The sequence below is a fragment of the Janibacter indicus genome (genome assembly GCF_900176385.1).
In the GTDB taxonomy this organism is placed as follows: Bacteria; Actinomycetota; Actinomycetes; order Actinomycetales; family Dermatophilaceae; genus Janibacter; species Janibacter indicus.
Genome location: NZ_FWXN01000007.1, coordinates 122,841 through 135,272 on the forward strand (window position 1 = coordinate 122,841; position 12,432 = coordinate 135,272).

The 12,432-nt window shown below is 72.9% G+C and carries 14 protein-coding genes; 2 read left to right on the plus strand and 12 right to left on the minus strand.

What is annotated here, in order from left to right; translation table 11 throughout:
• Positions 1-17: 17 nt before the first annotated feature.
• From B9B60_RS09955 to hrcA, 7 genes are all read right to left on the minus strand, one after another.
• A complete protein-coding gene (locus B9B60_RS09955) occupies positions 18-773 on the minus strand; it encodes a hypothetical protein (RefSeq protein ID WP_084451261.1) in 756 nt (251 codons plus the stop codon).
• Entirely contained in the window at positions 770-1,597 is an 828-nt protein-coding gene (locus tag B9B60_RS09960; RefSeq protein ID WP_084451262.1) for a hypothetical protein, read from the minus strand. Before B9B60_RS09960 ends, B9B60_RS09955 begins: the two co-directional genes overlap by 4 nt.
• Positions 1,598-1,606: 9 nt before the next feature.
• Positions 1,607-2,704, minus strand: a complete 1,098-nt coding sequence (locus B9B60_RS09965) for a hypothetical protein (protein WP_143445532.1) — start codon at positions 2,702-2,704, stop codon at positions 1,607-1,609.
• Complete coding sequence (locus tag B9B60_RS09970) at positions 2,701-3,510, minus strand: hypothetical protein (RefSeq protein WP_084451264.1); 810 nt, start codon at positions 3,508-3,510, stop codon at positions 2,701-2,703. The genes B9B60_RS09965 and B9B60_RS09970 overlap by 4 nt, the downstream gene beginning before the upstream one ends.
• Positions 3,511-3,524: 14 nt before the next feature.
• Positions 3,525-4,481, minus strand: coding sequence for a WXG100 family type VII secretion target (locus B9B60_RS17700; protein ID WP_084451265.1), 957 nt, complete (start codon positions 4,479-4,481; stop codon positions 3,525-3,527).
• Between the two features lie 84 nt (positions 4,482-4,565).
• Positions 4,566-5,687, minus strand: a complete 1,122-nt coding sequence (dnaJ, locus tag B9B60_RS09980) for a molecular chaperone DnaJ (protein ID WP_084451266.1) — start codon at positions 5,685-5,687, stop codon at positions 4,566-4,568.
• 56 nt (positions 5,688-5,743) lie between these two features.
• Positions 5,744-6,778: a heat-inducible transcriptional repressor HrcA gene (gene hrcA, locus B9B60_RS09985; protein WP_084451267.1), complete on the minus strand. Its 1,035-nt coding sequence runs from the start codon at positions 6,776-6,778 to the stop codon at positions 5,744-5,746.
• A gap of 141 nt (positions 6,779-6,919) precedes the next feature.
• Between hrcA and B9B60_RS09990 the strand changes: the two genes are divergently transcribed.
• A complete protein-coding gene (locus B9B60_RS09990; protein WP_084451268.1) occupies positions 6,920-7,801 on the plus strand; it encodes a DUF3097 domain-containing protein in 882 nt (293 codons plus the stop codon).
• Positions 7,802-8,065: 264 nt separating this feature from the next.
• Here the strand turns inward: B9B60_RS09990 and fabG are convergent, their stop codons facing one another.
• From fabG to hemW, 3 genes are all read right to left on the minus strand, one after another.
• Positions 8,066-8,821 carry a 3-oxoacyl-ACP reductase FabG gene (gene fabG / locus B9B60_RS09995; protein WP_084451269.1) on the minus strand — a complete coding sequence of 252 codons (756 nt, stop codon included), beginning with the start codon at positions 8,819-8,821 and terminating at the stop codon, positions 8,066-8,068.
• 69 nt (positions 8,822-8,890) lie between these two features.
• The gene (locus B9B60_RS10000; protein WP_084451270.1) at positions 8,891-9,541 is read right to left on the minus strand and encodes a trimeric intracellular cation channel family protein; all 651 of its coding nucleotides are present in this window, start codon (positions 9,539-9,541) and stop codon (positions 8,891-8,893) included.
• Complete coding sequence (hemW, locus tag B9B60_RS10005) at positions 9,534-10,697, minus strand: radical SAM family heme chaperone HemW (RefSeq protein WP_084451271.1); 1,164 nt, start codon at positions 10,695-10,697, stop codon at positions 9,534-9,536. Before hemW ends, B9B60_RS10000 begins: the two co-directional genes overlap by 8 nt.
• 32 nt (positions 10,698-10,729) lie before the next feature.
• On the opposite strand from hemW, the gene B9B60_RS10010 reads away from it, so the two are divergent.
• On the plus strand, positions 10,730-11,503 hold the full coding sequence (locus B9B60_RS10010; RefSeq protein WP_084451344.1) for a tyrosine-protein phosphatase: 774 nt from the start codon (positions 10,730-10,732) through the stop codon (positions 11,501-11,503).
• A gap of 3 nt (positions 11,504-11,506) precedes the next feature.
• Here the strand turns inward: B9B60_RS10010 and B9B60_RS10015 are convergent, their stop codons facing one another.
• Together B9B60_RS10015 and B9B60_RS10020 are read right to left on the minus strand one after the other, a co-directional pair.
• The gene (locus B9B60_RS10015) at positions 11,507-11,983 is read right to left on the minus strand and encodes a hotdog fold domain-containing protein (protein ID WP_084451272.1); all 477 of its coding nucleotides are present in this window, start codon (positions 11,981-11,983) and stop codon (positions 11,507-11,509) included.
• A gap of 62 nt (positions 11,984-12,045) precedes the next feature.
• Complete coding sequence (locus tag B9B60_RS10020) at positions 12,046-12,432, minus strand: VOC family protein (protein ID WP_072624923.1); 387 nt, start codon at positions 12,430-12,432, stop codon at positions 12,046-12,048.

The following is a 12,432-nucleotide window of genomic DNA, read 5'->3' on the forward strand; positions in this document are numbered from 1 at the left end:
GCCCATCCTGCCTCGCGTCAACCCCGCCAGAGCGGCGGGTCGTACGGCGCGCGGCGCGGGTAAGCCTCACGTCCGGTCGGGACGTCGGCGCGGTGCCGCGTCAGGTGGTCGGCGAGACCCCGCACGGGGTAGCCGTCGGCGGCCATCGCGGCCTCCAGATCACGGACGAAGCCGCCGACGTCGCGCGGCCCGAGCACCCACCAGACGAAGGGGGTGTCCAGCCGGGGAGCGGTGGAGAGCGGGTCGTACTTGGTGCCCAGCCCCCGCCAGTCCTCGACCGCGTCAGGGCCGTCGGTGCCGTTGAGCAGGAGGCACTCCCCGCCGGCGACCCGACGGCGCCGGTTGAGCGTCACGACCGACCGAGCGGCGCGCGCCGAGGTCGCCCACACCATGCGGCCGGGGTCCATCGTCGCGTAGGGCACGGGGCGCGAGGCGACGAGCAGGCCGTGCTCACGCACCTCGATGGTCCGGCTGCCGCGGGTGGCGAGCATCGCCGGGAGCAGGAGCGCCGCGACGACCACGCCGACGCCGAGGGGGCAGAGCACCGCGACCAGAGGAATGGCCCCGACCGCGGCCAGCACGCCCATGACGACGACCAGTCCCACGAGGAGCAGCGCCACGAGTCCGAGGAGGACCGCGACGGGGCGGGAGGCCGCGGGCACCGTGTGGCGCGTCCGGACCTGGCCGAGGTGCTCGGGTCCGAGGCGCAGCCAGGCGTCGAGGTCCGCCGCCGAGCGGGCGGAACCGTCGAGGCGGACGAAGCCGCGGGTCACCAGGCGCCGCGCCAGGCCCGGTAGCGCTCGAGGACGTCCTGCGGCGCGGTGCCGGCGTAGACGAGCCCGTCGCCCTCGACGGTGCCGACGGTCGTCCCGCCCTGCTCGTCCACGGCGACGACGCACGCCTCGGGCTCCGCGTCCTCCCCCGGCGGCACGAGGGCCAGCTGGGTGACGTTTCGCTGGCGGGCGAGGAAGGTCATGACCTCGCCCGGCGCCGGCGCCCCGCCACCCGGCTGGCGCAGCCCGTCGACGGACGACGCGGTGGCGTGGTCGAGCAGGCCGAGGATGCCGCGGAAGAAGAGCTCCTCGTCGTCGTCGAGCCGCACGAGGTCGAAGGCGTGGAAGCCCTGGGCGGTGACGACCTCGCGCAGCCAGAGGTCACCGGCCCTCCGCAGGACGTACCAGGACGGCCCCTGCCGGGTCATCGACTGCGCCGAGAGCCCGACCGGCTCGAAGCGCATCCGCAGCAGGGCCATGAGGCGACGGGAGACGCGGGCGCTGAGGTCGCCCTCGGCGTCCTGGGTGACGATGACCTCCTCGCGGGAGGTCAGCGAGCGCAGGGCCGTGGCGCGGCTGACCCGCTGGGGGTGCTCACCGAGCCCCGGGTACCACTGCCCCACCGGCTCGACGGCCTCGATGCCACCCATGAGGACGACGAGCTCCTCGTCGGTCAGCGAGCCGAGGTGGCTGGTGTCGGACGACTTCGCGTACTCGGCCAGAACCTCCTCGACGGCCTGAGCCGCCTCATCGGAGGCGATGATCGGTCGCAGGTCCGGCAGGTCGTCGGCAGCGGGGGGCGTGTCGGTCGGCGTCGTCGTCATGGGTCAACCTCACCACAGTCGGGGCATCGGGATGCCCGGGAAGGACGGCTTGGGCAGGCCGGGCAGGCTCGGCAGACTCGGGAAGGTCGGCGTCGGGATCCCCGGCAGGTTGGGGATGGGCAGCTGCGGGACCGTCGGTGTGGGCGCGCCCGGCCAGTCCGGTAGCCCGGGGACGGGGATCGTCGGCGGCGGGAACTGCGGCAGGGGCAGCGGCAACCCGGGCAGCGGGCTGTTGGGGTTGAGCGGGCCACCGATGAGCCCGTTGTCCCAGGCCCACTTCGCCGCGGCGTCGATCTCGTCGTCGAACTCGCGGTAGATGCCGATGCCGATCGAGATCCCACCGAAGACGAGCGCCAACCCCCCGAGCACGAGCCCGGCCGGCGCCCCGAGGATCGTGCCGGTCGCAAAGAGGGCCGCGATGCCCAGGCCACCGGCGATCGTGCCGGTGAGCCCCTGGAAGAACTGCAGCACCGAGTCCTTGGAGAAGCCCTCGGTGAACCAGCGGTAGATCGACTCGCCCATGTCCCACAGCCCGAGGATCGCCCCGAGGAAGGGGGTGACCTTGCCGAGGAGCTTGAGCGGAAGGGAGAGCCACTTGAGCCACTTGAGGTTCTTCAGCACCTGGAAGGCCTCGTCGGCCCAGGCGAGGGCATCGGCGAGGAGGGCCGGGATCGAGTAGGCGAAGCTGCGCAGGAAGTCCCACGCCCCCTTGAGCAGGTCGCCGATGACACCGAAGATGTCGGGGAAGGACGGCAGCTTCGGGAGGCCGGGCAAGCCCGGGAAGTCCGGGAGGCCCGGCAGCTTGGGCAGCTGTGGGCCCCCGGGACCGATGCCCGAGCCCTCGGAGGCACGGTCCTGGTCCTCGGCCTGGCGCGCGAGCTCCTCCCCCATGTCCCGCACCAGCTGCTCGGCGCGATCGAGCTGCGGCCGGGCACTGCCCCACTCGCGCGCGAACTGCTCGACGTCGGGCCCCTGCCAGACGTCCTCGAGCACGCTCATCATCGCGCTGCCGCGCGCGGCGACGTCGCCGATCACGGAGCCCTGCGACCTGAGCTGGTCGGCGATCGACCGGGCCCTGCCGGTCTCCATCCCCTCTGCGACGCTCACTGGTCGGTCCTCCACGTGGTCCAGACGGCCCGCAGTTCGTCGGTGCTCGCCCCGGTGAAGTGCACCGAGCCGTCCTCCGCCGGGCGGCCGAGGGTCAGCGCACCATCGGCACCCACCGCCACGACGAGCCCGGTGGTCTCCCCTTCGGCACTGGTGAGCGTCACCTGCGCGACGTGCTCCTGCGCAGCGAGGACCTCGCGCACCGCGGCCGGGGCTTCGCCGTCGGCCGGCTGGACGAGGTCGACATCGCTCGGGGCGGCCCCGGCGCCCACACCCAGCGCGGCCGCGAAGGTGTTGATCTCCGTGTCGTCGAGCTCGAGCAGGTCGAAGGAGTGGAAGCCGTCCGCGCTCACGAGCTCACGCATCCACCCTGCTGAACCCTGGCGCAGGACGTAGAAGGCGGGGCCGGAGCCGACGACGGACTCGACGACGAGGCGAGCCGGCTCGAGGCGCAGGCGCAGCAGCCCCAGCAGTCGCTGCCCCACCCGGGGCGCGACCGTGCCCTCCTCGTCGGGGGCGAAGACGACCTCCCCACGAGAGGTCAGGGAGCGCAGCGCCGATGCCCGGACCGTCTGGGCCGTGGCGTCGTCGAGTCCGCTGAACCACCGGCCGAGCGGTGCCGCGGTCTCGACGTCGCCGAGGGCGGCCACCAGCTCCTCGTCGGTGAGCGACCCCAGGCGCAACGCCCCGGGCTCGGTCCGGCGGGCGGTGACGGCAGCCGCCGCCTCCCCCGCAGCCTCGGCCATGAGAGCGGACCTCAGGTCGGGCAGCTCCACGGCATCCTGGGCGGTGGTCGTGTCGGTCATGACTGGCTACCTCGTCAGTTCTCGGGGAAGGGACGCTCGGGGAAGGGACGGTCCAGCGGGTGCGCGAAGGGACCACCCGGTGAGAAGGGGTCCGGGTCGAGCGGGTAGGGCATGGGGTCGACCGGGATCGGCGTCGGCACCGGGTTGTAGGGCCCCTTGGGGAAGTCCTCCGGCCACGGCATCGGCTCCGGCATCGGCACCGGGTTGAACGGCCCCTCCGGAAAGTCCTCCGGGAACGGCATGGGCATCGGCTCCGGCATCGGCACCGGGTTGAACGGCCCCTCCGGAAAGTCCTCCGGCAGCGGCAACGGCTCCGGCATCGGGACCGGGTTGTACGGCCCCTTGGGGAAGTCCTCCGGGATGGACGGCGGCGTGGGCAGCGGATCGGCCACCATGGTCGACGCGAAGGGCGAGGTGGCCATGATCGGCGGGACCGGCGGCGGCAGCTTCGGGCCGTCGTCGCCCCCGCCATCGGGGACGCGCTGGATGCGCGGCTCCGGGAGCGGCGGGACGGGCACGGGGCACCGCGGGATGGGCGGGAAGGGCCACGGCGGCAGCGGCAGCCGCGGGAAGGGCGGGATCGGCGGCACCGGGAAGGGCCACGGCGGCAGCGGCAGTCGGGGCAGCTTGGGCCACCGCGGCAGCGGCGGGAGCGGAGGGAGCGGGATCGGGAAGGGCAGGCGAGGCAGCCGCGGGCCGCCCTCACCCTCGGAGGCGCCCTCCTGGTCCTCGGCCTGCACCGCCAGGCCCTCGGCCATCTGGGAGAGCATCTGGCTGGCCCGCTCGATGGCCGGGCGCAGTCCGTCCCACGCCCGGGAGAACTGCTCCGTGTCGGAGCCCTCCCACGCGCCGTCGAGCACACGCATCAGCGCCGTGCCCTTGCCTCCCACGTCGCCGAGCGCCGAGCTCTGCGCCCGCAGCGCTCCCGCGACCTGCCGGACCCGGCCGGCATCCATTCCCTCGCTGATCATCGCCTACTCCCCTGGACGGTCTGTGTTGCGACGAACCTAGCGACGCAGCCGGGGTGACGACATGGGGAGGACTCCCCCCTCCGGTCAGCGCTTGAAGGCGTGCCGCAGCCGACCGACGAAGCCGGAGTCGACGTCGTCGAGCTCGCCATCGGGCTGCTCCTCGTCGCGCACGGCCGCGAGCTCCCGCAGCAGACGCTCCTGCTCCGCGTCGAGCTTGGTCGGGGTGCGCACGTCGACGTGGATGACGAGGTCACCGCGGCCCTCGCGCCGCAGGTGCGTGACGCCGAGGCCGGGCAGGACGATCGTGTCGCCGGGCTGGGTGCCCCGCTTGATGGTGATCTCCTGCTCGCCGTCGAGGGTGGCGAAGCTCATCGTCACCCCGAGCGCCGCCGCGGTCATCGGCACCGCGACGGACGCGTGCAGGTCGTCACCGCGCCGGGTGAAGGTCTCGTGGTCACGCACCCGCAGCTCGACGTAGAGGTCACCGGCCGGCCCGCCACCGGGACCGACCTCCCCTTCGCCCTCGAGGTGGATGCGGGTGCCGCTGTCGACGCCGGCGGGGATGCGCACGGTCATCGTGCGGCGGTTGCGCACCCGGCCCTGGCCGGAGCACTCGTGGCAGGGGTTGGGGATGACCTCGCCGAAGCCCTGGCAGGTCGGGCACGGGCGGCTGGTCATCACCTGACCCAGGAAGGAGCGCTGCACCTGCTGGACCTCGCCGCGGCCGGCGCAGGTCTCGCACGTGCGGCGGCCGGTGCCCGGCTGGGCGCCGTCGCCGGAGCAGGTGCCGCAGACGACGGCGGTGTCGATGGTCAGCTCCTCCTGACCGCCGAAGACCGCGGTCGCGAGGTCGAGCTCGAGCCCCACGAGACCGTCCTGCCCGCGCGCCGAGCGCGAGCGGGGGCCGCGGCCGGCGCCGCCGGCCGCCTGCCCGAAGAACTGCTCCATGATGTCGCTGAAGGTGAAGCCGGCGCCGAAGCCGTCGTGGGCACCGCCGTAGGGGTCGCCGCCCATGTCGTACTGGCGGCGCTTCGTCTCGTCGGAGAGGACGTCGTAGGCCTGCGAGACCCGCTTGAACTGCTCCTCGGCCTCGGGGCCGGGGTTGACGTCGGGGTGCAGGGTGCGGGCGAGCTTGCGGTAGGCCCGCTTGATCTCCTCGGGCGTCGCCTCACGGCTGACGCCCAAGTCCTCGTAGTAGTCGTTCACGCGTGACGTCCTCGTGGGTCGTGGGTCGGTCTGGTCAGGTGCGGAGCGGACGCCGGTCAGGCATCCACGATCCGCGAGAGATAGGTGGCGACGGCACGCACCTGTGCCATCGTCGCCGGGTAGTCCATGCGGGTCGGGCCGAGCACGCCGACGGCACCGACCTGCTCGTCGCCCGCGCCGTAGCCGGAGGTGACGAGCGAGGTCCCCTGCAGCCCGGTCACGGGATTTTCGGAGCCGATGCGCACGGACACGCCGGGCGCCTCCTGATCGGCCTCGACGCTGAGCAGCTTGAGCAGCACGACGTGCTGCTCGAGGGCGTCGAGCACCGGCTCGAGGGTCATCGGGAAGTCGCTCGAGCTGCGCGCGAGGTTGGCCGTGCCGGCCAGGGTGACCTTGGTCGCCCGCTCCTCGGCCAGTGCCGCCTCGACGACACCGATGACCCCGGCGGTGAGGGCGTCCTCGGTCTCGACGTCCTCGTCGTGCAGGGTGCGCAGCGACTCCAGCGCCTCGGCGAGGCGGCGGTCGCGGGTGGCGGCGTTGACCCGGCCGCGTGCGCTGGCCAGGGCATCGGCGCCCTGGGGAGCCAGGTAGTCGACCCCCGTGGGCACCACGCGCTGCTCGACGCGGCCGGTGCCCATGATGACGACGACCATGAGCCGGGTCTCGCTCATCGGCACCAGCTCGATGTGCTTGACCGTGCTGCGGGTGAGCGAGGGGTACTGCACGACCGCGACCTGCCGGGTCAGCGTCGACAGCAGACGGACCGTGCGGTCGAGGACGACGTCGAGGTCGTCGGCACCCTCGAGGTAGTCGGTGATCGCCGCGCGCTCCCCCCGGGACATGGGGCGGATCGCCTGCAGCCGGTCGACGAAGAGCCGGTAGCCGGCATCGGTCGGGATGCGCCCCGCAGAGGTGTGTGGGGCGATGATGAGCCCCTCGTCCTCGAGCGCGGCCATGTCGTTGCGCACGGTCGCGGCCGAGACGTTGAGCTGGTGGCGGTCGAGCAGCGCCTTGGAGCCGACCGGCTCCGACGTCTGGACGTAGTCCTCGACGATGGCGCTGAGCACGGCCATGCGGCGCTCCTGGCTCATGCTGACCTCCTTCGACACCCACGAACGGGACCGCTGGCACTCGGTCCACCTGAGTGCCAAGTCTACGACCGGGGCGGCCATTCCCCGGAATCCGGCGTGCCGACGCCGCGAGTGACCTCCCTTCGGCCTACCGTCCGTGCCGTGAGCGATCGATACGGCATGGACGTCCTCTCCGGCGACTGGAAGTCGAAGGGCCGGCTGGCCCGACCGACCTCGCGGGCGATGGAGGCCGCGCCGGGCACCGTCGTCGAGGACGTCGAGACCGGCTGGGTCGGCGCCGTGGTCGCCGTGGAGAAGGCGGGCGGCGTCCACGTCGTCCACCTCGAGGACCGGCGGGGCAAGGTCAAGGCCTTCCCGCTCGGTCCGGGCTTCCTCGTCGACGGCGCCCCGGTCTCGCTCACCGCGCCGAAGGGGGCCCAGCGCGCGGCCCTCGCAGCCGCCGAGAAGCAGGCCTCCCGCACTACGAGCGGGTCCGTCGCCGTGCACGACGCCAAGGCCCGGGTCGCCATCGGGTCCCGGATCTTCGTCGAGGGCCGCCACGACGCCGAGCTCGTCGAAAAGGTCTGGGGCCACGACCTGCGGGTCGAGGGCGTCGTCGTCGAGATGCTCGACGGCGTCGACGACCTCGCGGCCGCGATCCGCGACTTCGCCCCCGGCCGCGGTCGGCGGATGGGGGTCCTCGTCGACCACCTCGTGCCGGGCAGCAAGGAGTCGCGCATCGTCGCCGAGGCCAACAAGGTCGCGCCCGAGCACGTGCTCGTCCTCGGGCACCCCTACGTCGACGTGTGGCAGTCGGTGCGCCCGCAGCGCCTCGGCATGGAGGTCTGGCCGACGATCCCCCGCTCGATGGAGTGGAAGCGCGGGATCTGCGCCCACCTCGGCTGGCCCCACGACTCCCAGGCCGACATCGCCCGCGCCTGGAAGCAGATCCTGGGCACCGTCCGCAGCTATGCCGACCTCGAGCCCGCCCTCCTCGGGCGCGTCGAGGAGCTCATCGACTTCGTCACGGCGCCCGAGGGCTGATCCTCCCCGCTCCCTGAGGAGGTCGCCCGCGGCCGTCTCGAAGGGTTGCCCCGACGCCCGTCCGGCCGGACCGATTGACCGGGAAGATCGGATCCGGCCGGGAAAGCTGCTGGTGACCGCGAAATTGCGCGGTCACCAGCAGCTTTCCCGGCCACGAGCGGATTTCCCGGCCACGGGCTGAGCGCGTCGGCACCGGACCGCAGGCGAAGGGGGATGCCGGCGCAGATCCAGCCGACGTCACGCACGACGACGGCCGCCGAGGGGTCAGTCCTTCGGGCCGCCTGCGACGTAGATGACCTGGCCGGACACGAAGCCGGCCTCCTCGGACAGGAGGAAGGACGCGGTGGCGGCGATGTCCTCGGGCTGGCCGACGCGGCCGACCGGGGTCTCCTTGGCCGCGTGGGCGAGGAAGTCCTCGAAGGGCACACCGATGCGCTCTGCGGTCGCGGCCGTCATGTCGGTCTGGATGAAGCCGGGGGCGATCGCATTGGCCGTCACGCCGAACTTGCCGAGCTCGATCGCCAGGGTCTTGGTGAAGCCCTGCATGCCGGCCTTGGCGGCCGAGTAGTTGGTCTGGCCGCGGTTGCCCAGGGCAGAGGTCGAGCTGAGGTTGACGATGCGACCGTACTTTTCCGCGGTCATGTGCGCCTGGGCGGCCTTGGTCATGAGGAAGGCGCCCCGCAGGTGGACCGCCATGACCAAGTCCCAGTCGTCGACGCTCATCTTGAAGAGCATGTTGTCGCGGATGATGCCGGCGTTGTTGACGAGCAGCGTCGGGGCACCGAGCTCCTCGGCCACGCGAGCGACGCCCGCCTCGACCTGCTCGGCGTCGGAGACGTCGACGCCCACGGCCAGGGCGGTCCCGCCCCCTTCGGTGATCTCGTCGACGACCGCCTGGCAAGCGGACTCGTCGAGGTCGAGCACGGCGACGTGGTGGCCGTCGGTGGCGAGGCGAAGGGCGATGGCCCGGCCGATCCCGCGGGCGGCTCCGGTGACGATGGCGGTGCGAGTCGTGGTCATGCGGCCCATCGTGCGCCATCGGGTAAGCGCTCGCACACCTGAGTCCGCGGAGCGGTCATCGAGGCAGGGTCAGCGGCGGTGCACCCGGCTCGGGCGCCACGTCGCCTCGGTCGGCAGCATCCACCCACGCCGTCGAGCGAGGTCGCACACGCCGCCGCCGATGAGCAGTGCGCCCAACGAGGCGAGCGGATCAGCGGTCACCAGCTCGAGCAGGACGAAGGAGGCGCCGCCGGCGAAGGCCGCGGTCGCGTAGAGCTCGGAGCGCTGCAGGATCGCGGGCACGCTGCCGAGCATGACGTCGCGCACGACTCCTCCCCCGCACGCGGTGAGCACGCCGAGCAGGATCGCCGGGAGCCAGTGGATGTCGAGCAGCAGCGCCTTCTGGGTGCCGACGACGGCCCAGGTGCCGAGCGCCACGGCGTCCACCCAGGGGAAGACCTGCCGCCAGCGGCGCCCTTCGAGCGGGACGAGGAAGGCGATGCCCGCCGCGACGAGGGCCACGGTGAGGTAGCGCAGGTCGGTCAGCGCGACGGGCTGGACGTCGAGGAGCACGTCACGGATCGCGCCGCCCCCCAAAGCGGAGATGATCGCCAGCACCGAGAATCCGACCGGGTCGAGCTGGTGGCGGCGGGCGACGGCCCCACCCAGCAGACCGTTGGCGAAGACGCCGAGCAGGTCGAAGGCCGCGATGAGGTCAGGGATCTGCGGGACGTCAGGCACCGGCGCTCCCCACGAGGTGGTGGACGACGGTGTCCGCGAGCAGCCGACCCCGGCGGGTGAGGACGACCCGACCGCGCACTGCCTCGCGGCCATCGACGAGCCCGTCGGCGACGAGGCCGGCGACCGCCCGGCGGCCCTGCGGCTCAAGGCGATCGGTCGGCAGCCCCTCGCGCAGGCGCACCCCGAGGAGGACCTCTTCGTCAGCGCGCTGCTCGGCCGTCAGGGCCTCACGCTCGGCGGCCGGGTCGCCCTCGGCCAGCGACCTGGCCCAGGTCGCGGGGTGCTTGAGGTTCCACCAGCGCTCGCCGTCGACGTGGCTGTGGGCGCCGGGGCCGACGCCCCACCAGTCGTGGCTGCGCCAGTAGGCCTCGTTGTGCCGGCAGCGGTCGGCGGTGGTGCGCGCCCAGTTGCTGATCTCGTACCAGTCGTAGCCGGCGGCGGTCAGCAGCTCGTCGGCGAGCTCGTACTTGTCGGCCTCGTCGTCACCCGTTGGCATCGGCAGCTCGCCGCGGCGCACCCGGGCCGCCATCTTGGTCCCGTCCTCGACGGTCAGGGCGTAGGCCGACAGGTGGTCGGGCTCGAGGGCGAGCGCGGTCTCGAGCGAGGTGCGCCACTGCTCGAGGGACTCCCCCGGCGTGCCGTAGATGAGGTCGAGGCTCACCGCGAGCTCCGCGGCCCGGGCCGCGGTCAGGGCGCGGGCGACATTGGCCGGGTCGTGGGTGCGGTCGAGCGTCGCGAGGACCTGCGGCACGGCCGACTGCATGCCGATGCTCACCCGGGTGAACCCACCGTCGGCGAGCATGCGCAGCGACTCCTCGGTGACGCTGTCCGGGTTGGCCTCGGTGGTCACCTCGACGTCGTCGGCCAGCCCCCACCGCTCGCGCACCGCGTCGAGGAAGCGCACGAGGTCCTGCGGCGGCAGCAGGGTCGGCGTGCCGCCGCCGACGAAGACCGTCGAGACCGGGCGATCGGTGCCCACGGACCGCAGCGCCAGGTCGAGCTCGCTGATCGCGGCGTCGACGAAGGTGGCGACGCTCGCCCCCTTCGCCCCGCCGGCGGGACCCAGCTCGGTGGCCGTGTAGGTGTTGAAGTCGCAGTACCCGCAGCGGACCGTGCAGAAGGGCACGTGCAGGTAGATGCCGAAGGGGGGACGCACCGGCCCATCCTCCCACCGATAGCGTGGTCGCCATGACCCGGTGGATCGAGCTCGACGGCGTCGTCAACATGCGGGACCTCGGCGGGCTGCCCACCCGCGACGGCCGCACCACCCGCGAGGGTCGGCTGATCCGCAGCGACAACCTCCAGGCCCTGAGCGAAGGGGACGTCCGTCACCTCGTCGAGGAGCTCGGGGTGACCGACGTCGTCGACCTGCGCAGCCACGTGGAGCACGAGGTCACCGGCGCCGGGCCGCTGCGGTCCACGCCGCTCACCCACCACCACCACAGCCTGCTGCGCGAGGATCTCGATGCCGGCGAGACGGTCGCGGAGGCGCTCGCGGTGCGGTGGGGTCGGGAGGACCCCGCCCCGCGGGACGGGACCTTCTGGGCGCGTCACTACACGGGCTACCTCACGAGGCGTCCCGACTCCGTGGCCGCCGCGCTCGCCGCGGTCCGGGACAGCGCCGGGGGCACCGTCGTCCACTGCGCCGCGGGCAAGGACCGCACGGGCACGGTCGTCGGCATGGCCCTGGCCGTCGCCGGGGTGCCCGAGGAGGAGATCATCGCCGACTACGTCCTGACCGCCGAGCGACTCGAGCGGATCATCGGGCGCCTGATCGAGGTGGAGCCCTACCGCAGGTCGCTGCCGACCCACACGCTCGAGGAGCAGCTACCCCGCGCGGAGTCGATGGCCGCGGTGCTCTCGCACCTCGACGCGGAGCACGGCGGGACGGTCGGCTGGCTCGAGGCCGCCGGGTGGTCCCAGGAGGAGGTCACGCGGCTGCGCGACCGGCTCGCGGGGTGAGGCTCAGGCCTTCTTCGGCTTGGCGGTGACGTAGACGGGGATGACGCCCTCGACGACGACGACGCCGTCGGTGCGCACCGCCTTGACCCGGATGTCGACGTCGTAGGGAGCCTCGCCCGTCCACTGCTCGGGATCGGTCTCGGCGACGCACAGCAGATCGGTCGTCGACTTGGCCAGGTAACTCACCTGCAGGCCGCGCGGCAGCCACCGATGGTCGCTCGGGCAGGTCGCCTCGGCGAGCAGGCCCATGGCGGCTTCGAGGCCGTTGCACACGGCGATCGCGTGGAGGGTGCCGATGTGGTTGTGCACCCGCTTGCGGTTGCGGATCGACAGCTCGGCGTGGTGGGCGCGGACCTCGCGCACCTGGGGGCGCACCGTCGCGAAGTAGGGCGCCTTGACGGCGTAGAGCAGGGAGAAGATCCGCTTACCCGCCGGGAGACTCGTGATGCGCTGGTACAGGTCGAAGGTCTGCTGGGCCATGCCCGACACACTAAGCGCGCGCTTGGTTCCCCGGAAGGGGAGGCCGCGTCGGCTGCGTCACGTCATCCGGCGTAGGTGCCGAAGCTCCAGGAGTTGCCCTCGGGGTCGAGGATGCTGAACCCGCGCGAGCCGTAGTCCTCCTCCTTCATCGGCCGGGTGAAGCTCGCCCCCAGCGCCTCGGCGTGCGCGTGCACCGCGTCGGGGTCGTCGGTGACGACGTAGAGGTTCGCGCTGCCGGCCGGCGTCGTGAAGTGCGGGTCGTCCGGCCGGGCGCTCGCGATCATCACCCGGCCGCCCTCGGGCCAGAGCATCTCGCTGTGCCGCACGAGGTCCCCCTCCTCGACGAGGACGCCCTCGGTGAAGCCGAGCGTGACGAGCCAGGCGCGCAGGGCGTGCGGGTCGCGGGCGGTCAGGCCGGGCCAGATGCTGTGGTCGGTGGTCGTGTCCAT